This window comes from Umezawaea beigongshangensis, assembly GCF_016464305.1.
GTDB classification, from domain to species: Bacteria; Actinomycetota; Actinomycetes; order Mycobacteriales; family Pseudonocardiaceae; genus Umezawaea_A; species Umezawaea_A beigongshangensis.
In genome coordinates, this window is the sequence record NZ_JAEIOJ010000011.1 from 55,257 (window position 1) to 81,961 (window position 26,705).

The following is a 26,705-nucleotide window of genomic DNA, read 5'->3' on the forward strand; positions in this document are numbered from 1 at the left end:
CGCGAGTTCGTCCGGGTGGTGGCATCGGCCGGGTCCACCGGCCTCGGGCCACCCCCCCCGTCACCACGCCGACGGGGTGTGATCCGTGGTCGGCCCCTGCCGGTCGATCCGGGGTGTCGGTGGAGAGGGGAGCGGGTTCCCCCGGTGAGATCGCGGTGTCGGAGACGGTGGTGAGCGCCGGGCAGCAGGGGACGGTCGGAGAGTGCTTCCAGACCGCCGTTCTCCCGGCGCGGGGGCGGCGGGCCGGGCCCCGGTCGACCGGTCGGGGGACTCCTCAGCGCTGCCAGACGGTGCCCCTGCGTTCGTAGTCGATCAGGTTCTCGACCCGTACGGCGAGGTCCGCGCCCAGCTCGCGCCGCACCAGGTGCAGGGCGAGGTCGATGCCGGAGGTGACGGCGGTCGCGGTGACCACGTCGCCGTCGTCCACCACACGGGCGTCCTTGAGCACGCCGCCGCGCTCGACGACGTCCGCCCTGGTGAGGTGGTGCGTGGTGCACGGCCGGCCGGTGAGCAGCCCGGCCTCGGCGAGCAGGATCGTCCCGGTGCACAGCGCGGAGACGGTCAGGCCGGGGCGGGGCGCGGCGCGCAGCGCGGCCGGGATCGTGCCCTTGGCGATCTCGCCCCAGATCCCGGGGCCGTTCTTCTGCCCGTAGCCGCCACCGGGCACCACGAGCAGATCAGCCTCGGCGGGCCTCAGGCTCTCGGCCACGATGATCTTCGTGCCGTGGAACGCGGTGACCTCGCCGGGCTGGTCCCCTGTCACCAGGGACACCGTCACGGCGCCGGAACTCATCCGGCCCGCGACCGAGAAGATCTCGTAGGGCCCGGTGTAGTCCAGTTCTTCCGCTCCGTCGAAGACGAGCACCTGGACGCGCAACGGGTTCTCCGCGGACCAGGAGGCGTTCGGAGCGGCCGCGGCTGCTGAGGCGGTGGTGGGGACGGCGGCGGCCAGCGGGACGACGGTGGCTGCGCTGAGCAGGGTTCGACGATTCATGTCCGGGTAGTCGTCGTGCGGACGGTCGTGGTTCCCTCCGCCCGCGATCTTCTCCGACCGCGCGCTGGCGGCGCTGCTGATGCGCACGGTGCGGTCACCGCGACCGACCGACCGGCGGAGCCGACGGACACGCCGAGGTCCTCGGCGACCTGCGGCAACCGTTCCCCGGCCGCGCCGCCCTCCACCGCCACGTGCTTCGGCCGGCCGGTCCTGCCGAACCCGGTCGTCGTTCCCAGCACGTCCTCTTCGATGTCGATCGCGGTGTCAGGTGCCCGGCCGGTACCTGCGGCGGTGGCCGTTGTCGTCCGACCGGCGTGATCTCCCGGAGCGGTGCGGGTGGTCACCGAGGCGATCGACGAACTCGACCGGGAGGTCTCGGTGGACTCCAGCACGGTGCGGGCTCACCGGCGCGCCGCCGGAGCTCGCCGCACGCCGACGGCCGCGGCGGGCACGGGGGCGGCGACCGCGGCGGGCGTGCTGGCCGACAGGAGCTGCTCCACCCGCGCGATCCGCGTCCACCCGTGCCGACACACCCCGAACCCGTCCGGGTTCGTCACTGCCTCGCGAACACCGCGTCACCCAGCACCCGCACCCGCCCCTGGGAGACGGAACCGTCACCGTTGCTCTGATCCCGGTTCGCCGTCCCCCCGGGGGTCCGGCAGCGGTCAGGTGGAGAAGCCGCCGTCGGCGTTGATCGTCGAACCCGTGACGAACGCGGCCTCCGGGCTCGCCAGGTAGGCGACGAGGCCGGCGATCTCCTCGGCGGTTCCGTACCGGCCCACCGGCGTCGCCGGCAACATCGTCCGCGACGCGTGCCCGTCGGCGGGATTGGTCTCGGTGTCCACCGCGCCGGGCTGGACGACGTTGACCGTGATGCCCCTCGGCGCGAGTTCACGAGCCAGTCCGCGGCTCAGTCCGGCGAGCGCCGCCTTGGTCATGGAGTAGACCGCCATCTCCGGGAACGGGTTGCGGTCGGCGAACACGCTTCCGGTCGTGATGATCCGAGAACCCGGCCCCATGTGCTGCAGCGCAGCCTGCACCGCGACGAACGCGCCGCGCACGTTGACCGCGACCATGCGGTCGAAGTCGTCCAGGCTCAGCTGCTCGGTGGCGGCGAACACCCCGATCCCCGCGTTGTTGACCAGGACGTCCAAGCCGCCGAACTCCTCGACGACGCGCGACACGGCCGCCCGGATCGCACGGGGGTCGGCGCTGTCCGCTTGAAGGGCGACGGCGCGTCCGCCCCGGCCGACGACGTCGGCGACCACCTCGTCTGCCGCTGTCGAGGAGGTGGAGCAGGTGATGGCGACGTTGCTGCCGTGGCGCGCGAGGCGGCGGGCGACGGCGGCGCCGATCCCGCGCGATCCACCGGTGATCAGCGCCGTCCGTCCGGCGAGGCGCTGGTCTCCCGAGAGGTTGTCGTCGATGGTGGTCATGCGGGCCTGACCGCCTCGACGTGCTGGGCCAGCCAGCTGCGGAAGGTCTGCAGCCGGGGGTTGAGGGTGCGGACCAGGTCCAGGTCGCGGGCGCTCACGAAGTCGTGCTCGCCCTCGACGTAGAACTGGAACATGTTGCCGAGCTCGTCACCCGCGGGCAGGCCCAGCGAGCGGAACTGGTCGTGGGTGAGCGGTCGGTGGTCGACCGGTTCGCCCAGCGCGTCGGCGAAGGCGGCGGCGTACTGCGCACCGGTCAGGTGCTCGCCCGCGATGCCCACGGTCTTGCCCGTGTAGTCGTCGCCCGCGGCGAACACGCCGTGAGCGGTGCGACCGATGTCCTCAGCCGCGATGCCCGCCAGCCTGGACTCGCCGATCGGCAACGTGAGCACGAGCCGCCCGTCCTCGCCCCGCATCGGCCCGAAGCCCTGGGTGAACCCCTCCCAGTAGAAGGTGCTCCTCAGGTAGGTCGTGGGGACGCCCGAGTCGCGGAAGAACGCGTCCGCCTCGGCCTTGGCGTCGAAGTGCGGAACCGAGTAGCGGTCCTGCAGCACCGGCACCCGCTGGTCGGACACCGGGATCACCTCGCGGGTGTCCTCCAGGGTCGACCAGACGGCGTGGGCGACGCCGGCTGCCTTCACGGCCCGTGCGGCCGTCGCGGCCTGCGCCAGTTCGACGTCGGCGGACATGGACTCCCAGAAGTTGGTCACCACGTAGGCGCCGTGGGCACCGTCGAACGCCCTCCGCAGCGAGTCCTCGTCCTCCAGGCTCGCCTCGACCACCTCGGCACCGCGTTCGACCAACTGCCCGGCCTTCGCCGAGCTGGCGTTGCGGGTGATGGCTCGCACGGTGAAAGGACCGTCGGGGGCGTCCAAGATCGCCCTGACCAGACCCCCGCCCTGTGCGCCCGTCGAACCCAGCACTGCGATGATCTTCTTGTCGCTCACGAGCACTCCCTCTGCGATGTGGCCGCACCCGTGCGGCCACTTACCTAGTTGAACAGGTAAGCGGCTCGGGCATTCCGCAGGAGATTGTGAGCTGGGTCACCAGTGGGGAGTCGCTCGTGCTCCCACCTGAGACGCACGTGGACCATTGACCCGTGACACGAGAACGAGGTGCGAAGAAGTCTCCGAGCGCAGCGGAACGCGGACCCGTCAGCCACGCGCTGTTCCGGGTGGTCCGGCTGCACCGGATGCTGGCCGGTCACCTCCTGCGCGACCTGGGCCTGCACCGGGGTCAGGAACTGCTCCTGATGCACCTGTGGGATTCGGGTCCGGTGCGCCAGACGGAACTGATCGAGGTGCTGGACTCCGATTCGGCGACCATCACCAGGATGGTGCAGCGCTTGGAGAAGGCCGGTCTGGTCGAGCGGGCGCCCGATCCCCGCGACGGCCGGGCCACCCTGGTGTCCTCCACCTCCGCGGGCGACGCCTTGCGGGTGGAGATCGAAAGGATGTGGCACGACCTCGAGGCGTCGACCGTCGGCGACCTGCCCGCGACCACGCTGACCCCCCTGCTGGACGCGCTCGCCCAGATCGAGACCAACCTGTCGGCCGCGGTCACCAGGTCCTGACGGGCTTGGAACTCCTCACGGAATGATCTTGGAATAAGGTTGATCATCGGCGCGTTGATCACGGTGTGAGGAAGGGCGAGCAGCTTCCCCGGATCGTGTCCGACGAGTTGTGGGCGCGGATCGAGCCGCTGCTCCCGCGTCGCGCCGACCATCCGGGACGCAAGCGGCTGGACGACCGCAAAGTGCTGTGCGGCGTCCTGTTCGTGCTCTGCACCGGCATCCCGTGGGAGTTCCTTCCCCAGGAACTCGGCTCCGGCATGACCGCCTGGCGGCGGCTGCGGGACTGGCGCCACGCCGGCGTCTGGCAGCGATTGCACGAGAACCCGCTCGCCGAACTCAACGCCGCGAACGCGTTGGACTGGTCGAGGGCGGTGATCGACGGCTCGCACGTACGTGCCCTCAAAGGCGGCCCAAAACGGGTGCGAGCCCGGTTGACCGCGCCAGATCGGGCTCGAAACACCACTTGATCACCGAAGGGCACGGCATCCCGCTGGCCGTGTCACTGACCGGCGGTAACCGCAACGACGTGACTCAGCTGATGCCGCTGATCGACAAGGTTCCGCCGGTGCGCGGCGAACGAGGTCGGCCCCGGTTCCGTCCTGACGCGTTGTACGCCGACCGCGGCTACGACCACGACAAGTACCGCACGCTGGTGCGTGACAAGGGCATCACACCGGTGATCGCTCGCCGCGGCAGCGGGCACGGCTCCGGGCTGGGCGTGTACCGCTGGGTTGTCGAGCAGACCTTCGCGCTGCTGCACTGGTTTCGCCGCCTGCGGATCCGCTGGGAGATCCGCGACGACATCCACGAAGCCTTCCTCACCCTCGGATGGCGCTGATCTGCTGGCGACGCCTGAACTCCCAGTAGGAGTTTCACGACAGGCACGGCCAACATTGACAGCCCGGTGGCCGACCTCAGACTGGCTTGCGCCACACGGAGATGTGCTTCGCGGAGTCCCGGGTGAACGGAGCCTCGTCCCAGTCGGCGACGCGACGTTCCAGTTCGAGCCCGGCGATCCGTGCCATCAGGTCGAGCTCTGCCGGCCAGGCGTACCGGTGCCGGGAGTTGTCGCGGCGGTAGCGACCGTCGTCGTCGCGGCTGAAGTGGTGCGAGACGAGAATCTGCTCGACCAGGTCGAAGGTGTCGAAGCCGAGATGCTGCTCGGAGACGTCGAACGGCACCGCGACCTGGCCGGGCGGCAGGAACCTCAGCGGCGGCACGCCCAGCTCGATGACGAATCGGCCGCCGGGCTCCAGATGTCGTGCGGCGTTGCGGAAGCACTCGACCTGCTCGTCCTGGGTGAGCAGGTTTGTGATGGTGTTGTAGACGAGGTAGACCAGGGTGAACTCACCGGGAACGACGGTGGTGGCCATGTCCCCGATGACTACCGGGAGCGTGTCCTCGTCGATCTTGCGCCGCAGCACCGCTGCCATGTGCTCGGACAGTTCGATGCCCTCTACCGGCACGCCGCGTTCCCGGAGCGGGATTCCCACTCGTCCGGTCCCGATGGCGAACTCCAGTGCCCGGCCGTCTCCGGCGAGCTCGGCGAGGAAGGCGAGAGTCGGCCCGAGAACGGCGGCCGAGAACGCTTCGGTCTCCTCGGCGTCGTAGCGGTCGGCGGTCGCACGGCTCCACAGTTCACTGCTCGTCACGGACAACCACCTTGCCGAGTGCCGAGGGCGCTGTCGACGCATTTACGCAGCGGCGCTGCGTGCAGCGCCCACAACTCGTCGTCGCCTTCCCACGGCTTCGGCTGAACCACCCCGCATCCGGACCACCAGTCCTGGAGTGTTCCAACCTCCTTGGAGATCACTTCATCAGGAGTTCTTACTCCCGTCCACAAAGGACGGTCCAGGTCCGTCACTCGCTCGGCCCCGCGACGGCCGCGCCGCCGTTCGGGCGGGGAGAGAGTTGACGGGGAACACGCGTGTCCCGACGCGTTCCCCGCCTCCCGGTCCTGCCGGCGCCCGTCGACGTTCGGCGATCACCCGCTACTGTTCCGCACCTCACCGCCGAGGTTCCGAGTACCTCCAGCACGCGATCCGCGTGTGCCGGAGTCGACGACGATCCGGTGCTCGCCGTCTTCTGCTTCGTCGGTGCGGACGACGCCCGTGGTGAGGAGCTGTCGCCGAGGTCTGCCGGTCACGAGTGCGTCCGCGCCGTCGTGGCGAAGCGAGCTCGGTAGTCCGACGGGCTCAGCCCCGTGTGCCGCTTCACGAGCGCGCGCAGGTTGGCGCCGCTGCCGAGACCGCTGCGCTGAGCGATCGCGTCGAGGCCGAGCGCTCCTCGCTCGAGCAGCCGACGTGCCAGCTCCACCCGCTCGGCGGTGAGCCAGGCCAGCGGGGTCGTGCCCAGTTCCGCCCGGAACCGCCGGTGCATCGTGGTGACGCTGGTGTTGGCGTGAGCGGCCAGCATCGCGACCGACAGCGGACGGTCCAGTCGCTGCTGGGCCCACACCAGAGTCCGGGTCAGCGGCACCTGTGCCGTCGCGGGGACGGGACGTTCGATGAACTGCTGCTGACCGCCGTCCCGGAAGGCGGAGAAGACGAGGCGGCGGCTGACGGCGTTGGCGATCTCGGCACCGTGGTCGAGACGGACGATGTGCAGGGCCAGGTCCAGCGCGGCGGCGCTGCCCGCCGAGGTGAGCAGGTCACCGTTGTCCACGAAGAGGACGTCGGGCTTCACCCGGACCTCGGGGAAGCGTCGCTGGAAGTCGGCGGCCAGTTGCCAGTGCACCGCTGCCGGACGGCCGTCGAACACGCCGGCCTCGGCCAGGGTGTAGGCCCCGGTGCACAGCCCCACGAGCCGCGCGCCGCGGGCGTGAGCCCGCCGGACGGCGTCGAGCACCTCGCGACGGACGGGCGACTCGACGTCCGGCCGGTTGGGAACCACCACCGTGTGCGCCCCGTCGAGGTCGGCCAACGTGCCGGTCGCCGCCACCGTGAACATCGAGTCCCGCACGGACACCGGCCCACCCGGCGTCACCACCGACAGCTCGTACAGCTCGCGCCCCAGCTCCGCGCGTCGACGGACCCCGAACACCTCGCAGACACAACCGATCTCGAAGGGGTTCGAGTTCTCGTCGACGATCAACGCGACCGTCAGGGGAGGACCGCCGTCCTTCACGTGGAAGGATTCTTGCGACATCCGCCAGTCCTACCACTCACCGACAGTGCCGCACAACTGACAGTCTCGGGACGGCGAAGGACGCCGTGGAGATCGACGAGGAGTCGGACGTGGACAAGGTGCACCTGCCATCGGCGGCGTCGGAGCTGACCGAGTACTGGTCGCAGAGGGTGCTGGCGAGTGCGAACGGCAACCTCTTCAAGGTCGCCAGAGGCATCGGCTCGACCCGCTGGCACACGCACGAGGACCAGGACGAGACGTTCCTCCTCCTGCGAGGACGCATCACCATCCAGCTCCGGGCCGGTGACGTCCACCTCGAACCGGGCGACCTGTTCGTGGTGCCCAGGGGGACGGAGCACCGTCCCGTCGCCGAGGAGGAGGCCCACTTCCTGCTCGTCGGTCCGGACATCACCTCGAACGAGGCTGGCGGCAAACCCGACTGGAGCTACGTGGACACCGAATCCGCTGCTCCCTGACGACGGCACGCTCAACGCCGTGCGCCTCCTGGTCGGAGTGCTCCTGACGGCACCCGCCACCACGGCCCGTCGCTTTCGAAGACCGTGATCGGGAAGACCGTGATCAGGTGGTCGGAGGGACGGGCAACGCCGTCATCGCGTACTCCTCTCGTCACCGGACGTCCTTCCGCGAACAGCACACCGACACGGGACGAGCGGACTGCACCGGTGCTCCGGTGACCGCCTCACCGGTCCTCACGCAGGAAGAAGGACGTCGCGGTGCGCCGGGCCGACGGGGTCGGGAAGTGGTGTCACCTGACCGTGGAGCGGTCGAACACGGGGCGGCGGAGGTGGGCACCTGTCGCGCAGCGGAGAGCGCACGGGACGGGTCCGCGGTCATCGGGGGCGAGGTCAGCCCGGACACCGTCTTCGACGTGGTCGCCTCCGAGGGCGACTTCACCGTTCGGCCCACCGGGCTGGACCCACCGGTTCGCAAGGTCTTCCCCGACGACGAGTCCGGGGTCGACGAGACGCCGGAGACCGCGCGACGCTTCGTCGCGCTGGACACCTCCCTCTACCGCGCCACCGAGTCCGAGGGGGGACACGGCGCTGTGCACGAGCCTCGTCCTCGACCGATCCGCTGACCGGCCCGGTGCCGGAAGCCGGCGGTGGTCGTGGCGCCGGGCAGCGGGACGCACCGCGTGGAGCGGTGGAAAGCGGACGCACTAGACGACTGGTCTACTAGGAGCTATGGTCGTGCCATGCCGGTCACCGCACGCGCCACGGACACCCGTCGCAGCATCCTGGACGCCGCTCAGCGGCTGATGGCCCGCAAGGGCTACTCCGCGGTCGGTCTCGCCGAGGTGCTGACGGAGGCCGGCGTGCCGAAGGGGTCCTTCTACCACTTCTTCGCCTCGAAGGACGCTTTCGGCGAGGCGTTGCTGCGGAGCTACTTCGCGGACTACGTCGCCGACATGGACCGCGTTCTCGCGCGGTCCGACGAATCGGCCGCTGAACGCCTGATGGCCTACTGGCAGCAGTGGCGGCAGACGCAGAGCGTGGACGAGTGTCAGGGCAGGTGCCTCGCCGTCAAGCTCGGCGCCGAGGTGGCCGACTTGTCGGAGTCGATGCGACTGACTCTGAAGGAGGGCACGGACGCGATCGTCGATCGGATCGAGCGGGCGATCACCGCCGGTGTCGAGGACGGCTCGCTCTCGGTCGACGGGGACGCCCGCGTCGTGGCCAGGGTCCTGTACGACATGTGGCTCGGCGCGAGCGTCATGGCCAAGATCCACCGCGATCTCGCGCCGCTGGACGACACGATGGCGGCGACCCGCCAGTTCCTGCACCTGTAGCTCCTCGGATCTCGTGCCCGGCCGGGCACGAGCTGTTCTCGCGGACCAGTGGACCGGTCCGCTGTCACGGAGGAAAGTTGTGAAGGTTCTCATCGTTCTCACCTCGCACGACGAGTTGGGGGACACCGGTCGCAAGACCGGGTTCTGGCTGGAGGAGCTGGCGGCGCCGTACTACCGCTTCAAGGAGGCCGGTTGGCAGGTCGTGCTGGCCTCGCCGCGGGGCGGTCGGCCGCCGCTGGACCCGAAGAGCAACGAACCCGGCTTCCAGACCGAGCAGACCCGGCGCTTCGAGGCCGACCCCGAGGCCACCGCGGCGCTGGCGGACACCGTGCGTCTCGACTCGGTCTCGGCCGGGGACGTCGACGCGGTCTTCTACGCCGGTGGCCACGGCCCGCTGTGGGACCTGGCCGAGGACGCGGACTCCGCGCGGCTGATCGAGACGACCCTGCGTTCGGGCAAGCCGGTCGCTCTGGTGTGCCACGCCCCCGGCGTGCTGCGCCACGTGGTCGGCGAGGACGGCGCCCCGCTGGTGCGGGACAGGCGGGTCACCGGGTTCACCAACTCCGAGGAGGAGGCGGTCCAGCTCACCGCGGTCGTTCCCTTCCTGGTCGAGGACGAGCTCAAGGCCCTGGGTGGCGTCTACTCCAAGGGCGAGGACTGGGCCCCCCACGTCGTGCGGGACGGTCTGCTGCTCACCGGGCAGAACCCGGCCTCCTCGGCTCCGGCCGCCGACGCCCTCGTCACGCTGGTCGACACGATGCGTGCGTGAGCACGTGAGCGCTCGCCGTCGGTGAGCGTGCGACCGGGCCGGGTCGCCGTCCTCGCCGGGAGTGCGGACGGCGGACTCGGACCTGGTTCGGGCCGCCGTCGACGTGCGAGTTCGAACCGGTGGTGAACCTGTTCCGCTCGGAGGCGGGGAGGACCGCAGCGGCGGCCTCCTCCGGGCGCGAGATGCGCGACCTCCTCGTGGCCTGGCGCGACGACGGCGATCTGCCGCCGCTGACCGTTCCTGCCCTGCTCGCCCGCCACGTCACCACCTTGACGTACGGCATCGCCGTGCACGCCGCCGGTGGTGTCGGCCGCGACGAGCTCCAGGAGATGGCCGACGCGGCCCTGCGCAGCTGGCCGCCGTCCTGAGCGCCTGCTCTCGTGTTGTGGGCGGGTGAGCGACTCTGGTGCGAGACGGCGAGACGCCTGGCGGCCCGGACGGTGCCCGCGTGTCGTTCGCCCGGGAGTCCTGCTGTCGCCGGGTCCTCGAGGTGAGCTTCCTGAACGATGCCGACCCCGACACGACCACCAGCGGACGCCGGCAGGAGGTGGGTCGCCGGTCGTTGCCGCTCGGCACCCCGGTCCGGGCGAGCTCGGCTGTGGTGGACTCGCCGGACCGCACGGTCGATCGCGGTCTGGTGCTCTCCCCGAAGAACCACTACTTTCCATGCGGAAAGTAGTTTCGCGAAGGGAAGTCGTGGACGAGCACAAGAGGGCACTGGACGAGGTCGAGCGCCAGCGCGTGGCGATGGCGGCGCGGATACACCTGCCGTTGTGGTTCCGATGTGCGTTCTGCGTGGTGTGGACCGGACTGCTGCTCGCTCCGGTGCTGACCTCGCACCACGACCGGTTCGGCCTGCCGGCGTTTCCCTACGTACCTGCGTTCGCGCTGCTGCTGGTGGTGGTGCTGATGAGCTACCGGCGGCGTTCCGGGTTGAACGTGGCCGTGCGCAGCCGGGCCTACCCCGCGCTGCGGCGGCACGCGGTCGGGACGGCTGCGGTGATGGGTGGCGGTGCGCTGGTCACCTGGGGATTGACGGTGCTGGATCTGCCGCTGCAGGCCCTGCCCGTCGGACTGGTGGCCGGTGGCTTGGCCACGGCGCAGGTGTGGCGGGTCAACACGGGCATCCGCGACGACGTGCTCGCGGGTCGATGACGACGTCCGGCTCCTCCGGGCGGGGCCTGGACGCGACGATCCACCCCCTGCCCCGCTTGTCGCTGTGCGCGGCGCTGGCCGCGGGACCGGAGTGGGTGGAGTTCGCGGTCGCCCGCGACAGCACCGGGCTCAGCGACTCCGCGGTGTCCAAACACGCCCGAGCCTTGGAGGAGGCGGGGTACGTCGAGGTGCGCAAGGGGTTCGTGGGCCGCCGTCCCCGCACCTGGCTGCACCTGACCGACCTGGGCAGACGACGGTTCACCGCACACGTGGCCGCCCTACAGCGCCTGGTGCGGCCCGGTGACGGGGAGTGAGGCGGTGACCGTGCGGCGCTGGCGATGCCCGCCAGCGCCGTTCCCGGTGCCTCGCGGCGTGCTCGGGGTGCGGGTGCTGAGCCCGCTCGCTCACGCCCGGTGCGCCGGTCCGGGCCGACGTCGCCGGCACGAGGCGTTCGCGGTGCCACTGCGGGAAGTCCTGGTCCGGTCGGGCCGAGTGGTCGGTGGGGCACGAACGCGGGCTGCCACCCCCTCGGGGGTGTCGCGGACCCGTCGTGCGGTGCTCGGAACGGTGACCGGGCTGATCACCGTTCCGAGCTTCGGGTTCGACGCCGGATCGGCCTGGATCAGATGAAGCGCCAGAGGTGGTGGTCGGCACCGCTGTCCTCGGCGAGCACCACCTGCGCGTCGCGAGCGGTGGAGCCGCCTGCCACGCCGAGGATCCGCCCGCCGTTGCCGCACTGGATGCGGAAGCACCCGCTGCCGCCGTGGCGCAGGCGCCACTTGTGATCCGCGGTGCCGTTGTCGGACCACTGGAGCACTCGCGCGTTGTCGGCGTTGGCGCCGTTCTCGACGCCGAGGACCTTGCCGCTGTGGGAGTTGCGCAGCCGGAAGTAACCGTCGGGGTCGAGAACGGCGACCCACAGGTGGTCGGGGGTGCCGTCGTCGTCGTCCTGCACGACCAGAGCGCCGTCGGAGGTGGACGTGCCCCGCACGCCGAGCACCAGGCCACTGGCGCGGTTCTGCACGCGACGCGCGCCCGTGGGCACGAACCGCCACCGGTTGTCGGCCGAGCCGTTGTCGGAGTCCTGCACGGCTTGGGCACCCTGCGCCGTGGAGCCGTTGAGGACGCCCAGCAGCTTGCCGCTGTTGACGTTGCGCAGCTCGTGCGTTCCGTCGCCGTCGTCCACCACGGTCCAGCGGTGATCGGCGGTGCCGGTGTCGCTCCACTGCAGGACGCGGGCGTTGTCGGCGGTGGACATGTTCTCGACGCCGAGGACCTTCCCGCTGTTGAGGTTGCGCAGCCGGACGTCGGTCCCGTCCACGACGATCTGCCAGGTGTGGTCGGCGGTTCCGGTGTCGCCCCACTGCACGGCCAGCCCTCCGTCGGCGGTGGACATGTTCTGCACGCCGAGCACGAGCCCGCTGGCGGCGTTGATCAGCCGGTACCCGCCGACGGAGCCGCCTGCGCCGCCGGTGGTGCTCCAGTACACGGTGTAGTTGTAGCCGTGGGCGTCGTAGAACGGGCCGAGGCCGACCGTCGCGCCGTCGGCTCGCGCGGTGAACGCCAACGACGACGCGCTGGTCCGGGTGATGGAGCCGACGTCGAGCGAGGGCAGCCGGGACAGGGCGGTGTTGCCGTAGTGGCCCGCCAGCACGACGGGGCCGCAGGTGATCGCGACGACGGCCGGGTCGTCGTTGGCGGCCTGCGCGACCACCCGCATGGGCAGGCGCAGGGTGACCGTGTCACCGGAGGCCCACGACCTGGTCAGCGACGCGTAGCTGCCCGGGGTGGTGGTGACGTTCTGGACGACGCCGTTGACGCCGACGGTGGCCCCGGTGGTCCAGGCGGGGATGCGCAGGCGCATCGTCCACGACCCGTTCGCGCTGCCGCTGACGGTGAGGGTGGTGGTGTCGGAGACGGGGTAGGTCGTGGTCTGGGTGATCGTGATGTCGCGCTCCGCCCAGTTCAGCACCGACGGGGCGTAGAGGTTGACCGTGAGGGTGGTGCGGTCGCGGAAGTAGACGGAGTTGGCCAGGGAGGTGTTGACCTCCAGGGCGGTGCCCTGGCAGCACCAGAAGGTGGTGTAGTCGGTGCTCCAGTTGCCGCCTCCCCAGGCGGGTCCGGTGTTGCCGCGGCGGTGGCCGGGGTTGAGGCCGGTGAAGTAGCAGATGTGGCCGTGGCCGTCGGCGGGGTTCTGCTGGCCGATGAGGTGGTTGATCAGCGCACGCTCGTAGAAGTCGAAGTACGCCGTGTTGCCGGGGTCGAGCAGCCACAGCTCGCGGGTCAGCTTGAGCATGTTGTAGGTGTTGCACGCCTCGGCCGTGTCCGTGTCGAGGTGGGCGGCGATGGCGTTGGGCGCGCGGAAGTGCTCGGCCTCGCTGTTGCCGCCGATGACGTAGGTGTGCGCGCCCACGGTGATGTTCCAGGCGTTGGACGCGATGTCGCGGTAGCGGGTCGTGCCGGTGGCCTTGTACTCGCGCGCCGCGCCGATCCACTTGGGTACCTGGGTGTTGGCGTGCAGTCCGTTGAGCTGGTCCCGGTTCGCGGCCAGGGGGTCGAACACGGCCGCGTGGTCGAACCGCTGGGCGGTCGCGAGCCACCGGGCGTCCCCGGTCTGCTGGTACAGGTCGGTCAGCACGGCGTTCATGCCGCCGAACTCCGTGCCGAGCACGCGTTGCATCTGGGTGTGGGACAACCTGGCGGTGCGCCGGTCCACCCAACCGGCGAACCGCAGCAGCACGTCGCGCGCCTGCGTGCTGCCGATGTGACGCCACACGTCCAGCAGGCCCGCCAGGGTCTTGTGCAGCGAGTAGTACGACACCGCCTTCGGGCTGCCCGCTTCCAGCGCGTCCAGGTCGGACTCCGGGAACCCCGACAGGTACCCGGTGTTGAACCCGGCCGCCGCGTTGTTGGCCTGGCACTTCGCCAGCTCGGCGACCAGGTGCTCGGCCCTGGCCCGGCACGTGGCGTCCCCGAGCGTCGCCCACGCCTGCGCCCACGCGCTGAGGAAGTGCCCCTGGCTGTGCGTGCGGAAGGGGAAGTTCGGGGCCTCCCACCCGCCCAGCGCCGCCGCGCCGTTCGTGGACAGCCGGTGGTTCATCCGGAAGTTGTAGAGCAGCCGGTCCACGTCCACGAAGCGCAGGTAGGACAGGGTGCGGTTCTGGTTGTCCAGCCAACGCCCCGCGGTCAGACGGACCTCGCCCAGGTCGAACGGGTGCGCCGACACGCCGATGTCCGCGCGGACGGGCGGGACCGAGGCCGCGCCGGCCGTTCCGGTGAGCGGGGACGGCGCGGAGGTCGCGACGACGGCGACCCCGGCGGCCTGCAGCAGTCGGCGTCGGCTCAACGATGAGGACGACATGGCACTCCTGTCATCGGCTGTCCCGAGCACCGTGACGAGCCCGGCGACAGCGTGGTCGGTGTTCGATCGTTCCGGCCCACGGCGCGGTGACCGGCCCGGAGACGTGCGTGGTCGCCCTGGTGGGACCGGCGGAGGCCCGGTGCCGTCAGGCGGTCGTGAGAGGACGGTTCTGGCCGGGAACGCCGGTGCGACGCGCGAGCACTCCGGGGCGGGGGCGTTCGCCCGTCACCCGCGCCATCCCCCGGCTCAGCTCCCCGCGCAGGTCGGGGCGAGATCGGCGACGCTCCCGGTTCCCAGGAAACCGAACTCCGCGGACCGGCCGGCCGCGACGCTGCCGTTGTGGTCGACGTCGGTCCAGGTCACCGTGCCGCTGTCGCCGCTGCGATCGGCACTCCAGGCGTTGGTGACGGTCGTGCCCGGCGGCAGTGAGGTGGTGACCCTCCAACCGCGCAGTGCGGTGGAGCCGGCGGTGACCTTGACGGTGGCCGTGAAACCGCCGGTCCAGGAGTTCACCGACGCGGACGCGGTGCAGGTGCTCGGGGCGGGACCGGTGGTCGTGGTCGTGGTGGTGGTGGTGGTGGTCGTGGTGGTGCCGCCGGCGTTGAGGGCGTCGAGCACCGCGGTGTAGGCGGGTTTCTTGTTCCCGTTGCCGTCGAAGAGCAGGGGGTTCTGGCCGGTGCGCCAGGAGTCGGTGTCGCGGATGCCCCACACGGTGATTCCCGTGCACCGCGGCACGGCCAGGCACGAGCGGGTGACGCTGCCGTAGACGGCGGTCTGGTTGGCCCCGGAGATGTCCAGCTCGGTGATCTGCACGTCGACGCCGAGGGCCGCGAAGCGCTGGAGGTTCGCCTGGTAGTCCGACGGGACCGAGTTCGTCAGGTGGGACTGGAAGCCGACGCAGTCGATGGGCACGTTGCGGGCCTTGAAGTCGCGCACCATGGCGTAGATGCCGGTCGACTTCGCGTTGACGCCGTCGGTGTTGTAGTCGTTGTAGCAGAGCTTGGCGTTCGGGTCCGCGGCGCGGGCGGCGCGGAACGCGGCCTCGATCCAGTCGTTTCCGGTGCGCTGCAGGTTGGAGTCGCGGCGCCCGCCCCCGCCGCCGTCGGCGAACGCCTCGTTCACCACGTCCCAGGAGTGGATCTTGCCGCGGTAGTGGGTCGCCACCCGCGTGACGTGGTTGATCGCCGCCTGGCGCAGGTCGGACCCGCTCAGCCTCTGCGCCCAGCCGGGTTGCTGCTGGTGCCACAGCAGGGCGTGGCCGCGCACCTGCTTGCCGGTGCTCGCCGCCTGGGCGAGGACGCGCTCCCCGCTGGTGTGGTTGAACTGGCCGCGGTTGGGTTCGGTGGCGTCCCACTTCATCTCGTTCTCGGCGGTGACGCTGGTGAACTCGCGGTTCAGAACGGTCGTGTACGTGCTGTCGCCGAGCTTCCCGGCCGAGACGGCCGCGCCGAAGTACCGCCCCGTCTGAGCGGCGGCGGCGCCGAGGGTGGTCGCCGCGCTCGCCGAGGACGCCAGGATCAACGAGGCGCTGAGCGAGACCGTCACGGTCGCCGTCACGAGCGCGGCTCGCGACGCTGACTTCGTCGTCAGGTTCATGTTCCACACCTTCGGAAGGTCACCCGGGGTGTCCGGGTGGTGGACAGGACGATCGGAGGGCACCCGATCGGGTCGAGCGGCAGCGGGCGCGGTGCGTCCCGTGGCGGTGCGACGGAGCGGCTCTGCTCACGTGCTGCCGTCGGTGAGCGGGCGGAGAGGCGTGATCCGCCCGGCACGTCGCCGACCGAGCTGGTGCGCACCACGACGCCTTCCGGCACGGACGACCGCGGCGAAGAGGGGTTCCGCACGGGAACTCGAACCCCGGACGGTGTCGTTCACGGGTCAGGGGGTGCTCAGGTCGAACTTGCGCACGGTGACGGAGCCGCCCAGGGCGCTGGTGGCGTGGTTGAAGATGCCGAAGCGGTAGCCCATGAAGAACTGCCAGGCGTTGTTGAGGGTGAAGGCTCCTCCCAGCGGGGTGAAGTTGGCGCCGTCGGTGCTGTAGGAGAAGCGGGCGACACGGTTGGAACCGGGCCGGATGTCCGCGTTGATCCGCAGCCAGATCAGGTTGCCGCTGACCGCTGCGCTCGCGGCCTCGGTGCCGGTGCTGGTGGTGCGCCAGCTGCTGTCCATGGCCAGTCCGGTGGTCGTGGAAACGCGGGTCTGGCCGTTGTCGCGCCGGACGCCGATCCAGGCCGACGACTGGCGCAGCACGGCCAGGCCGGACCGGTCGCCGTCGCGCATCGCGCTGTGGTCCAGTTCGATGGTGGCGGTCGACGTCGGCCCCTGGATGCGGTGGGTCAGCGTGTTGCGGGCGGCGTACAGGTCGCCGGTGACCGTGGCCGTCTGCAGCCTCAGCCCGTTGTTCACCGAGTACCGGGCGGTGTCGGGGTCGTGGTTCCACTCCCACTGCGGACCGAGGGCGGTGCCCGCGAAGGTGTCGGTACCGGTGAGGGGCTTGACGGGTCGGGTCGGCAGGGGCGCGGGGTAGTTGACGCCCCACCGGCCGTCGACCGTCTGGAGGGTCGGCCAGCCGTCCGCGGTCCAGCTGATCGGAGCGAGGGCCGGGACGCGCCCACCGGGGTAGGCGTCGACGAACGACATGTAGTACCAGGCGCCGTTCTGCGTCTGGACCAGACCACCCTGGTGGGGCACTCCGCCACCGGGGATCGGGCCGGGGAGGTCGAGCAGGACCTGCCTCAGGGTGTACGGGCCGAAGGGGTTGCTCGCCTTGAGGACGTACTGGCCGTTGGCCGGCCGGGTCAGCCAGATGTAGTAGCTGCCGTTGCGCTTGTAGAACCGCGCACCCTCCAGGGTGCCGATGTTCGACGGGGTCTGGAAGACCTGCTGCGCGCGGACCTGGGTGCGGCCGTCTGCGGAGAGCTGGGCGACGCTGATGGTGCCGTTGCCGTAGGCGACGTACATCGTGTCGTCGTCGTCGACGAGCATGCCCGCGTCGTAGTAGCAGTTGTCGATCTGAGCGTGCCGGTTCCACGGTCCTTCGACGCTGGCCGCGGTGTAGACGTGGGTGTCGTTGAAGTCGATGCACCCGGCCCAGTAGTAGGTCCGGTTGCTGGGCCGGTACTGCAGCGTCGAAGCCCAGATCCCGTTGACGTAGGCCCGCTGACCGTTGGTCAGGTCGTACTTGGTGCCGAAGTCCAGGGACGGCACGGAGTGGCCGGCGAACTCCCAGTTGACGAGGTCGTAGGAGCGCAGGATCGGCGCTCCGGGGGAGTAGTGCATGGTCGAGGCGGTCATGTAGTACGCGTCGCCGACCCGGATGACCTCGACGTCGGCGAAGTCCTGCCACACCACCGGATTGGTGTACTGGCCGCCCGGCTGCTGCGGGGTCGTGGTGGGGGTGGGCCCGCCGCCGACGCGGACGAGCTGCCACTGCTGGTTGGTGCCGCCCCAGTCGCTGTACTGGACGACGTTGGCGCCGTCGGTGGTGGCGGCGTTCTGGACCTCGACGGCCTTGCTGCTGTTGCGGTTGACCAGGCGCACGTGGCCGCCGTCGGAGTCGGCCAGGCGGAACTGCTGGTTGGTGCCGTTGCCGTCGGCCCACTGCACGACGGCTCCGCCGTCGGCGGTGGAGGAGTTGTGGACGTCGAGCACCTTGCCGGAGTGGCGCGACTTGAGCCGGTAGTAGCCGCCTCCGGAGTCGACGAACTGCCACTGCTGCTGGTTGCCGTCGTTGCGGGCCCACTGGGTGATGCGGGCGCCGTCGCCCGTGGCGAGGTTGTAGACGTCGAGCGCCTTGCCGCTGTTGCGGTTCACCAGCACATACCACGCGGTCGTGTCCACGGTCGCCGCAGCCGCGGCGGTCACGTCGAGCGCCACCACCAGACCGCCGAGCAGCACGGTGACGGCCGCGAGGGCGACACCGGCCAGGCGACTGCTTCTGCGGACTCGCCGAGCTGTGGTGGTGGGGTGCTGGCCTGGCCCGACCATGGTGTGCTCCTCTTCGTCGAGGTGGGGACGCGTGCACGTGCGGTGCGCGGTCGCCTGCCGCACGGTCGGGTGAAATCTGATCGGCCGACGTGCGGGAACCGACCGGTGTCACCGGTGCGGCGGGGGCCCGAGAAACTGTTAGCGCTAACAGTTTGAGGCCGGTTGCTCCCTGGTGAATTGAACATCGCGGGGGTGCGGTAGTCGTCACCGCAAGTGCCTGTTGTGCCTTCGACTGTGAACGATGGCGCACGCCGGGTCAAGATGTCGCACGAATTTTTTGTGCGGGAGAGAAGCGGGCTGGGGTCGAACGCTGTTCGACGATGAATTGCCCCGGTGGTGCTAAAGACCGGGCAATAAGTTTTAGCTTCACGCGCGTCACCCGGCGGGGTCGCGGTGGCCGCCGCGCTGAGCGGTGGACCGGCTCGCTCGACGCGACCGCTCGTCGAGGCGGAGAGCGCCGCGGCTCGCGCGACGGCGGAGGGGACCAGCGCGGCATCCGCGCAGCCGGTGCTGGCCCCACCTCCTCGACCCCGGAGCCGGCGGACACGACGCGGTCGTCCCGGTGACCGTGCTCGACGACTCGCAGGCGACGGCCGCCCCGCACCCGCGCCGCCCGTCGGCGGCCACGTCACCGGTGCCGTCGGGAGCCGCTCAGGCGCGCCGGAGCTGGAAGCGCTGGTTGGAGCCGCCCGTGGGGGTCCACTGCGAGATCCGTGCGCCGTCGTCGGTGGAGGCGGACCACACGTCCAGCGCGAGGCCGCTCTGCCGGTTGACCAGGCTCACCACGCCGCCGCCGTGGTCGACCAGCCGCCACAGCTGGTCCGGAGTCCCGGCATCGCGCTGCTGGGTGACGTCGGCTCCGGCGCCGGTACCGGCGGCCTGGAGAACCAGGCCGCTGTGCCGGGCCCGGACGCGGTGGTGGCCGTCGGCGGGCAGGAAGTCGAACTGCTGGTTGAGCCCGCTCGTGCCCGACCACTGGACCAGGACGGCGCCGGCGGAGGTCGAGGCGCCGCTGACGTCGGCCTGCTTGCCGCTGTGCTGCGCCACGAGGTGGTAGTTCACGCCCGGCTCGACCAGTGGCGGCGGTCCCTGGGAGGTCACGCGGTAGGTGTGCCCGGCCTGCCCGGTGAACCGGACCAGGTCGGGCTCGACGCGCTCCGGCTGGACCGGGGCACCGCTGGTCAGGTCGCGCAGCTCCCAGGTCCCGGTGAACGCGCGGCTGCGCACCCGGACCGCGCCGTCGCGATCGCAGGTGATGGACAGCTCGGTGGCCGAGCCGCCGCTCCACGCAGCTCCGACCGTGTACCCGCCTCGGCCGCGCAGGCCGGCGAACCGGCCGCTGGGCCAGGCGGGCGGTAGCGCGGGCAACAGGTGCAGCTCGCCGTCGTGGCTGTGCAGCAGCATCTCGGCGATGCCGGAGGTCGCGCCGAAGTTGCCGTCGATCTGGAACGGGGGGTGCAGGTCGAACATGTTGGGCGCGAGCCGCTCCGGCGTCACCAGGGAGCGGACGAGGTCGTGCGCCCGGCCGCCCTCCTCCATCCGGGCCCAGTAGTTGATCTTCCAGGCCAGGGACCAGCCGGTGCCGGCGTCGCCGCGCAGTTGCAGGGTCCGCCGGGCCGCCTCGAACAGCTGGGGCGTGCCGCGCTTGGTGATCTGGTTGCTCGGGTGCAGGCCGTACAGGTGCGAGACGTGCCGGTGGTTCGGCTCGGTCTCGATCCAGTCGTGGAGCCACTCCAGGACGTTTCCCCGCGAGCCGATCCGCGTCGGGGCCAGTCGCAGGCTCGTCGCGCGGACCCGCGCCCGGAAGTCGGCGTCGACGCCCAGCACCTCCGAGGCGCGGGCGCACCCCTCGAACAGGTCGCGCAGGATCTGCATGTCCATGGTGGGACCGGCGCACACGCTGGCGTTCGCGTGGTGGGGCAGTTCCGGGGAGTTCGACGGGTTGGTGACCAGCCACTTCAACCTCGGCTCCTCCACGAGGGTGTCGAGGAAGAACTGGGCGGCGCCCTTGAGCGCGGGGTAGTGGGAGCGCAGGAACGCGACGTCGCCGGTGAACAGGTGGTGGTCCCAGATCGTGGTGGCCAGCCACGCGCCGCCGGTCGGCCACATGCCCCACAGCGCGCCGTCGACCACCGAGGAGCCCCGCCAGGCGTCGGTGTTGTGGTGCGTGACCCAGCCGCCGGCGTCGTACTGCGCCCTGGCGGTGCGGGCACCCGTCACGGCCAGGTCGTCGATCATGCGGAACACCGGCTCGTGGCACTCGGCGAGGTTCGTCGTGTCGGCGGGCCAGTAGTTCATCGGCAGGTTGGCGTTGATCGTGTACTTCGAGTCCCACGCCGGAGCCATCTGGTCGTTCCAGATGCCCTGCAGGGTGGCGGCCTGGGTTCCCGGCCGCGACGACGAGATCAGCAGGTACCGGCCGTACTGGAAGAGCAGGGTGGAGAACTGCGGGTCGACGGCGTTGCCGTGCTGCGCGATCCGGACGTCGGTCGGCTGGTCCGCCGCCGCGGTCCGTCCCAGGTCGAGGACGACGCGCCCGAACAGCCTCTGGTGGTCGGCCACGTGTCGGCTGCGCAGCACGTCGTACGCCGAGCCCCGCGCGGCGTTGAGGCGTCCTCGCGCGATGCTCTGGTAGTCGCCGCCGACGTTGCGGTGGTCGACGTAGCTGGTGCCGATGGAGATCAGCAGCGTGGCGCTGGTGGCCTCGGACACCCGCAGCGTGCCGCCCGAACTGCTGGTGCTCCCGCCCTCGGCGAGAACCCCGGCCAGTGCGAGGAACCGGACCGAGCCCGCGATGCCCCGCTGGTCGCCGGACCGGCCGTCCAAGCCGATCGTCGTGCCGTCCGGGCTCGACGCCGTCGCCCGCTGCGGCGTGCTGAACGAGGCCGTGAACGTGATCGAACCCGGTGTGTCGGCGGTCAGCCGCACGGCGATCACCTGGTCCGGCGCGCTGGCGATCACCTCGCGCCGGTAGCGCACGCCGTTCACCGCGTAGGTCACCGCGGTGGTGGCCGTGGTCAGGTCGAGCCACCGCTGGTAGCCGGACACCCCGCCCGGTGCCGAGAACACGAGCCTGAGGTCGCCGACGGGCTGGTAGGCCAGCTGGCCGGCCGGGTTCCCCAGCATCGCCCGGTCGACGAGGTCCTGCGCCTGCGCCCACTGGTCGGCGAACACCAGCCGCCGGATCTCGGCCAGGTTGGCCGCACCCCGCGCGTTGGTGTAGTCGTGGGGACCACCGGCCCAGACCGTGTCCTCGTTGAGCTGCAACCGCTCCGCGTCGACGTTGCCGAAGACCATCGCGCCGAGACGGCCGTTGCCGACCGGCAGTGCGCGGAGCCAGTCCGTCCCGGCCGGTTCGTCGTACCACAGCGCCAGGTCGTCGACGGCGCGCACGTCGGGTGGCGCGGCCGATCCGGCACGGGCCTCCGCCGTCCGTACTCCCGGCGCCAGCACGGCCCCGGCGCCCACCGCGCCGAGTTGCATCAGCCGCCTTCGCGGAATCTCGGGCATGCGACCCTCCGAAGTGGACGTCGTCGTCGACGTTCCGGGGACTTCCGGCAAAGTAACCAGCGGTGAACCCGTCCGTCAATCGGTGGTGGCGACGACTCGTGATCGGTAGCACGACCATTTGTCGGTTGACCTCGTCGAATCTGCGTTCGACAGCTTCTGGTAACCGCTGAAATGGCGTACTCGCGCATTCGGCGTAACCAGTTAGCGCTAACAATTTTAGCGGTGGTGACCGTTGACTCTGGTGTCGCCGGTGGATACGGTGCCGAAAAGGTCCGACGACTGCCGAGAACCTTCCACTCAGGACAGTTCTTCAGCGGATCTCCGCATTCGCGTTTCCCGTCCACCGGACCTGGCCGTCGTCACCGTCGTGCGATCCGCGTCGAAGCCCGCTCGAACGAGATCAGGGGTGAGCCTGCCATGAGACACCAGGTCAGAGCGGCGATGAGCGCCGTTCTCCTCGTGGCCGCCACCGTGGTGGCCACGACGATCGGCTCGTCGCCGCCGGCTGCCGCGCACGCGGTGAACCCCGCCGACTTCCAACAGGTCGAGCTGGCGCGGGGGGTCGCCGAGATGGGCGAGCCGATGACGCTCGCCGTCCTGCCGGACCGCTCGGTGCTGCACACCGCCCGCAACGGGACGCTGCGCCGCACCACCGCCGAGGGCGCCACGAGCGTGATCGGCACGGTGCCGGTCTACACGCACGACGAGGAGGGCCTCCAGGGCATCGGGGTGGACCCGGGATTCGCCTCCAACCGGTTCGTCTACCTGTTCTACGCGCCGCCGCTGTCCACCTCCGGCGGTGACGCGCCGGCCACCGGGACCGACTTCTCGGCGTGGAGGGGGGTCAACCGGCTGGCCCGGTTCACCCTGAACGCCGACTACACCCTCAACCCGGCCAGCCAGGTGACCGTGCTGGAGGTCGCGACCGACCGGGGCATGTGCTGCCACGTCGGCGGCGACATCGACTTCGACGCGGCCGGAAACCTGTACCTGTCCACCGGTGACGACTCGAACCCGTTCGACTCCGGCGGCTACACCCCGATCGACGAGCGGACCAACCGCAATCCCGCCTACGACGCGCAGCGCAGCGCCGGCAACACCAACGACCTGCGCGGCAAGGTGCTGCGGATCAAGGTGAACGCCGACGGGTCGTACTCGATCCCGGCGGGCAACCTGTTCCCGCCCGGCACCGCGGGCACGCGGCCGGAGATCTACGCGATGGGTCTGCGCAACCCGTTCCGCTTCAACGTGGACAAGCCGACCGGCGCGATCTACCTGGGCGAGTACGGGCCGGACGCGGGCACGAGCAGCGACGCCAGGGGCCCGGTGGGCATGGTGGAGTTCAACCGGATCACCGCGGCGGGCAACTTCGGCTGGCCCCACTGCGTCGGCTCGAACACCACCGCGGAGGCCTACGTCGACTACGTGTTCCCCTCCGGGCCGTCCGGGAGCCGGTTCAACTGCGCCGCGCCGGTCAACAACTCACCGCGCAACACCGGCCTGACCACGCTGCCCGCCGCGCGGCCGGCGTGGATCAAGTACGACAACTGCTCCATCGCCGCGTTCGGTTGCGGGTCGGAGTCCCCGATGGCCGCGCCGGTGTACCGGTACGACGCGGCCAACCCGTCGTCGGTCAAGTTCCCCGCCTCGCTGGACGGGCACGTGTTCGCCACCGAGTTCGGACGGCGCTGGATCAAGACCGTCGACGTCAACGCGGACGGCTCGGCCGGGCAGGTCAGCGACTTCCCGTGGCGCGGCACGCAGGTCATGGACGCCGCCTTCGGCCCGGACGGCGCGCTGTACGTGCTGGACTACGGCACGGGCTGGGGCAGCGGTGACGCCAGTTCCGCGCTCTACCGCATCGAGTACAACCCGGCCGGGAACCGGGCGCCGACCGCGCGAGCCGGAGCCGACCGGACATCCGGCAGCGCGCCGCTGACGGTCAACTTCTCGTCGGCCGGGTCCTCCGACCCCGAGGGCGGTGCGCTGACCCGCTCGTGGAACTTCGGTGACGGCACCACATCCACGGCGGCCAGTCCCAGCCACACCTACACCGCAGACGGCCAGTACGCGGCGACGCTGACCGTGACCGACCCCGGCGGTCGCTCGGCCTCGGCCACCGTGTCCATCTCCGTCGGGAACACGGCTCCCGCGGTGAGGCTGGACGCCCCGGCCAACGGCGCGCTGTTCAGCTTCGGAGACGCGGTGCCGTACACGATCACGGTGTCCGACCGCGAGGACGGCACGATCGACTGCGCCAGGGTGAAGCTGAGCTACGTGCTGGGCCACGACAGCCACGGACACCCGATCAGCTCGCGCACCGGCTGCTCGGGCACGATGCAGATCCCGGTGGACGGCGAGCACGACACAGCGGCGAACCTGTTCGCGGTGTTCGACGCCGAGTACACGGACCTGGGCGCGAACGGCCAGCCACCGGTGACCACGCACACGCAGCACGTGCTCCAGCTGCGGCACCGCCAGGCCGAGCACCACTCGGCGCAGTCCGGCACCGGCCTCTACGACAAGGCGGCCGCCGAAGGCGGCCGGACGGTCGGCGACGTCCAGAACGGCGACTGGATCGCGTTCGAGCCGTACGCGCTCGGCGGGGCCACCCGGTTCACCGCGCGGGTCTCCTCCGCCGGTTCCGGCGGCACGCTGTCCGTGCGGACCGGGTCTCCCACCGGGCCGGTGCTCGGCACGGTGACCGTGCCGGTGACCGGCGGCTGGGAGACCTTCACCGAGGTGTCCACGAGCCTGTCGAACGTGCCTGCCGGGACGGTCGTGCTGTACCTGACGTTCGCGGGTGGCACGGGCACCCTGTTCGACGTCGACTCGTACACGTTCGGCACGTCGACGGGCACCGGGGCCGGTCCGGTCGTCGGTGCCTCGGGCAAGTGCGCGGACGTCGCCGGTGGTGGTTCGGCCGACGGTGCGAAGGTGCAGTTGTGGACGTGCAACGGGGGCGCGAACCAGCGCTGGACCGTTGCGGGGTCCACGTTGCGGGTGCTGGACAAGTGCCTGGACGCGTCCGGCACGGCCGATGGTTCCGCGGTGCGGTTGTGGGCCTGTCACGGCGGTGCCGGTCAGAACTGGGCCGCGGGTGCGAACGGCTCGCTGGTGAACCCGCAGTCGGGCAAGTGCCTGGACGCCAACGGCGGTGGTGCCGCCGACGGCACGCAGTTGATCGTCTGGAGCTGCCACGGCGGCGCCAACCAGCGGTGGACCCTGCCGTGACCACACCCGCCCCGACCAATCCTGTCCCGGACCGACCGGCGAGGACGGCGACGATGACACGCTCCCTGACCCGACGCGCGATCGGCGTGACGGCGACCGTCTGCACCGTCGCCGCGCTCGCCGTCGGCCCACCGGCCGCCGCGGCCGACGTGCCCTACGACGTGCTGGTGTTCTCCAAGACGGCGGGCTTCCGCCACGACTCGATCCCGGCGGGCACCCAGCTGATCCGGGACCTGGGCGCGGCCAACAGCTTCACGGTGACCACCACCGAGGACTCGGCCCGGTTCACCACCGCAGACCTGGCGCGGTACGAGGCGGTGGTGTTCCTCAACACCACCGGCGACGTCCTCACCACCACCCAGCAGACCGCGTTCGAGTCCTACGTCCGCGGCGGGGGCGGGTACGTCGGCATCCACTCGGCGTCGGACACCGAGTACGACTGGCCGTTCTACGGCGAGCTGGTCGGCACCTACTTCACCTCCCACCCGGCGATCCAGCAGGCGACGATGCGGGTGGAGGACCGGGCGCACGCGGCCACCGCGCACCTCGGCCCCGTGGTGACCCGGACCGACGAGTGGTACAACTTCCGCGGCAGCGTCCGGTCCACAGCGCGCGTCCTGGCCACGCTCGACGAGTCGAGCTACACCGGCGGTTCGATGGGCGCCGACCACCCGCACACCTGGTGCAGGACCATCGGGAGCGGACGTTCGTTCTACACCGGGAGCGGTCACACGCAAGCCGCCTACGCCGAGCCCGGTTTCCGCGCCGTGGTCCTCGGCGGCATCCGGTACGCCGCCAACCGGACCAGGGCCGACTGCCGGCCCGAGAACGGCTACACCGCGCTGTACGACGGCGCGACCGCGGGCTGGTCGCAAGCCGGGCCGGGCGGCTTCACCAGCAGCGACGCCACGCTGACCTCCTTCGGAGGCCAGGGCCTGTTCTGGAACAGCGCGCGCGAGCACCGCTCCTACTCGCTCAAGCTGGACTGGCGGATGCCCGGTGACGACGACTCGGGGGTCTTCGTCGGCTTCCCGGCCAGCGACGACCCCGGCTCCGCGATGGCCAACGGCTACGAGGTGCAGATCGACGCCACCGGCACCGCGGACGGGACCACCGGCGCCGTCCACGGGTTCAAGGGCGCCGACCAGACCGCCCGCGACGCCGCGCTCAACCCGCCCGGCGAGTGGAACACCTTCGAGCTGCTGGTCGAGGGGGAGCGCCTGCGGGTGTTCCTCAACGGAGTGCAGGTCAACGACTTCACCAACACCGATCCGGCCCGGTCCCTGACGTCCGGGCACATCGGCGTCCAGAACCACGGGACCGGCGACGACGTGTCGTTCCGCAACATCCGGATCAGGGAGCTGGGCGGGACGCCCCCGCGCACCGGTCCGGTCGTCGGTGCCTCGGGCAAGTGCGCGGACGTCGCCGGTGGTGGTTCGGCCGACGGTGCGAAGGTGCAGTTGTGGACGTGCAACGGGGGTGCGAACCAGCGCTGGACGGTCACCGGGTCCACGGTGCGGGCGCTGGACAGGTGCCTGGACGCATCGGGAACCGGTGACGGCGCTGTCGTGAGGTCGTGGAGCTGTCACGGCGGTGGCGGTCAGAACTGGGCCGCCGGTGCGAACGGCTCGCTGGTGAACCCGCAGTCGGGCAAGTGCCTGGACGCCAACGGCGGTGGCAGCGCGGACGGCACGCAGTTGATCGTCTGGAGCTGTCACGGCGGCGCCAACCAGCGGTGGACCCTGCCCTGAAC

At 70.9% G+C, this 26,705-nt stretch carries 19 protein-coding genes and 1 pseudogene; 11 read left to right on the forward strand and 9 right to left on the reverse strand.

The window, feature by feature from the left end:
* Positions 1 to 274: 274 nt before the first annotated feature.
* The 3 genes from IMZ35_RS24200 to IMZ35_RS24210 form a co-directional block, all read right to left on the reverse strand.
* Positions 275 to 1,081: a DJ-1/PfpI family protein gene (locus IMZ35_RS24200; protein WP_307868704.1), complete on the reverse strand. Its 807-nt coding sequence runs from the start codon at positions 1,079 to 1,081 to the stop codon at positions 275 to 277.
* A 578-nt stretch (positions 1,082 to 1,659) separates the two neighbouring features.
* Positions 1,660 to 2,430: an SDR family NAD(P)-dependent oxidoreductase gene (locus tag IMZ35_RS24205; protein ID WP_199443488.1), complete on the reverse strand. Its 771-nt coding sequence runs from the start codon at positions 2,428 to 2,430 to the stop codon at positions 1,660 to 1,662.
* Complete coding sequence (locus IMZ35_RS24210; RefSeq protein WP_199443489.1) at positions 2,427 to 3,374, reverse strand: NmrA/HSCARG family protein; 948 nt, start codon at positions 3,372 to 3,374, stop codon at positions 2,427 to 2,429. The genes IMZ35_RS24205 and IMZ35_RS24210 overlap by 4 nt, the downstream gene beginning before the upstream one ends.
* A gap of 152 nt (positions 3,375 to 3,526) precedes the next feature.
* On the opposite strand from IMZ35_RS24210, the gene IMZ35_RS24215 reads away from it, so the two are divergent.
* Both IMZ35_RS24215 and IMZ35_RS24220 read left to right on the forward strand, forming a co-directional pair.
* Positions 3,527 to 4,000: a MarR family winged helix-turn-helix transcriptional regulator gene (locus IMZ35_RS24215; protein ID WP_307868705.1), complete on the forward strand. Its 474-nt coding sequence runs from the start codon at positions 3,527 to 3,529 to the stop codon at positions 3,998 to 4,000.
* A gap of 92 nt (positions 4,001 to 4,092) precedes the next feature.
* Positions 4,093 to 4,867 (forward strand): annotated as a pseudogene (locus IMZ35_RS24220) (IS5 family transposase).
* Between the two features lie 47 nt (positions 4,868 to 4,914).
* On the opposite strand, the gene IMZ35_RS24225 reads toward IMZ35_RS24220, so the two are convergent.
* Both IMZ35_RS24225 and IMZ35_RS24230 read right to left on the reverse strand, forming a co-directional pair.
* On the reverse strand, positions 4,915 to 5,652 hold the full coding sequence (locus tag IMZ35_RS24225) for a class I SAM-dependent DNA methyltransferase (protein ID WP_307868707.1): 738 nt from the start codon (positions 5,650 to 5,652) through the stop codon (positions 4,915 to 4,917).
* Positions 5,653 to 6,142: 490 nt separating this feature from the next.
* Positions 6,143 to 7,147, reverse strand: a complete 1,005-nt coding sequence (locus IMZ35_RS24230; protein WP_199443492.1) for a GlxA family transcriptional regulator — start codon at positions 7,145 to 7,147, stop codon at positions 6,143 to 6,145.
* Between the two features lie 65 nt (positions 7,148 to 7,212).
* On the opposite strand from IMZ35_RS24230, the gene IMZ35_RS24235 reads away from it, so the two are divergent.
* The 7 genes from IMZ35_RS24235 (at position 7,213) to IMZ35_RS24265 (ending at position 11,174) form a co-directional block, all read left to right on the forward strand.
* Entirely contained in the window at positions 7,213 to 7,602 is a 390-nt protein-coding gene (locus IMZ35_RS24235) for a cupin domain-containing protein (protein WP_199443493.1), read from the forward strand.
* Between the two features lie 329 nt (positions 7,603 to 7,931).
* Positions 7,932 to 8,225, forward strand: coding sequence for a hypothetical protein (locus tag IMZ35_RS24240; protein ID WP_199443494.1), 294 nt, complete (start codon positions 7,932 to 7,934; stop codon positions 8,223 to 8,225).
* Between the two features lie 117 nt (positions 8,226 to 8,342).
* On the forward strand, positions 8,343 to 8,936 hold the full coding sequence (locus IMZ35_RS24245; protein ID WP_199443495.1) for a TetR/AcrR family transcriptional regulator: 594 nt from the start codon (positions 8,343 to 8,345) through the stop codon (positions 8,934 to 8,936).
* 79 nt (positions 8,937 to 9,015) lie between these two features.
* The gene (locus tag IMZ35_RS24250) at positions 9,016 to 9,705 is read left to right on the forward strand and encodes a type 1 glutamine amidotransferase domain-containing protein (protein ID WP_199443496.1); all 690 of its coding nucleotides are present in this window, start codon (positions 9,016 to 9,018) and stop codon (positions 9,703 to 9,705) included.
* A 119-nt stretch (positions 9,706 to 9,824) separates the two neighbouring features.
* The gene (locus tag IMZ35_RS24255; protein ID WP_199443497.1) at positions 9,825 to 10,073 is read left to right on the forward strand and encodes a hypothetical protein; all 249 of its coding nucleotides are present in this window, start codon (positions 9,825 to 9,827) and stop codon (positions 10,071 to 10,073) included.
* 328 nt (positions 10,074 to 10,401) lie between these two features.
* The gene (locus IMZ35_RS24260) at positions 10,402 to 10,860 is read left to right on the forward strand and encodes a hypothetical protein (protein ID WP_199443498.1); all 459 of its coding nucleotides are present in this window, start codon (positions 10,402 to 10,404) and stop codon (positions 10,858 to 10,860) included.
* The gene (locus IMZ35_RS24265) at positions 10,857 to 11,174 is read left to right on the forward strand and encodes a winged helix-turn-helix domain-containing protein (protein ID WP_199443499.1); all 318 of its coding nucleotides are present in this window, start codon (positions 10,857 to 10,859) and stop codon (positions 11,172 to 11,174) included. The genes IMZ35_RS24260 and IMZ35_RS24265 overlap by 4 nt, the downstream gene beginning before the upstream one ends.
* 308 nt (positions 11,175 to 11,482) lie before the next feature.
* On the opposite strand, the gene IMZ35_RS24270 is transcribed toward IMZ35_RS24265, so the two are convergent.
* The 4 genes from IMZ35_RS24270 to IMZ35_RS24285 form a co-directional block, all read right to left on the reverse strand.
* Positions 11,483 to 14,221, reverse strand: a complete 2,739-nt coding sequence (locus tag IMZ35_RS24270; RefSeq protein WP_199443500.1) for a beta-L-arabinofuranosidase domain-containing protein — start codon at positions 14,219 to 14,221, stop codon at positions 11,483 to 11,485.
* Positions 14,222 to 14,467: 246 nt separating this feature from the next.
* A complete protein-coding gene (locus tag IMZ35_RS24275; RefSeq protein WP_199443501.1) occupies positions 14,468 to 15,817 on the reverse strand; it encodes a glycoside hydrolase family 10 protein in 1,350 nt (449 codons plus the stop codon).
* Between the two features lie 282 nt (positions 15,818 to 16,099).
* Positions 16,100 to 18,208 (reverse strand): family 43 glycosylhydrolase, encoded by a 2,109-nt coding sequence (locus tag IMZ35_RS24280; protein WP_199443502.1) that lies wholly within the window; start codon positions 18,206 to 18,208, stop codon positions 16,100 to 16,102.
* 651 nt (positions 18,209 to 18,859) lie between these two features.
* Positions 18,860 to 21,718 carry a glycosyl hydrolase family 95 catalytic domain-containing protein gene (locus IMZ35_RS24285; protein ID WP_199443503.1) on the reverse strand — a complete coding sequence of 953 codons (2,859 nt, stop codon included), beginning with the start codon at positions 21,716 to 21,718 and terminating at the stop codon, positions 18,860 to 18,862.
* A gap of 417 nt (positions 21,719 to 22,135) precedes the next feature.
* On the opposite strand from IMZ35_RS24285, the gene IMZ35_RS24290 reads away from it, so the two are divergent.
* Together IMZ35_RS24290 and IMZ35_RS24295 are read left to right on the forward strand one after the other, a co-directional pair.
* Complete coding sequence (locus IMZ35_RS24290) at positions 22,136 to 24,952, forward strand: PQQ-dependent sugar dehydrogenase (RefSeq protein WP_199443504.1); 2,817 nt, start codon at positions 22,136 to 22,138, stop codon at positions 24,950 to 24,952.
* 53 nt (positions 24,953 to 25,005) lie between these two features.
* On the forward strand, positions 25,006 to 26,703 hold the full coding sequence (locus IMZ35_RS24295; protein ID WP_199443505.1) for a ThuA domain-containing protein: 1,698 nt from the start codon (positions 25,006 to 25,008) through the stop codon (positions 26,701 to 26,703).
* Positions 26,704 to 26,705: the final 2 nt, after the last annotated feature.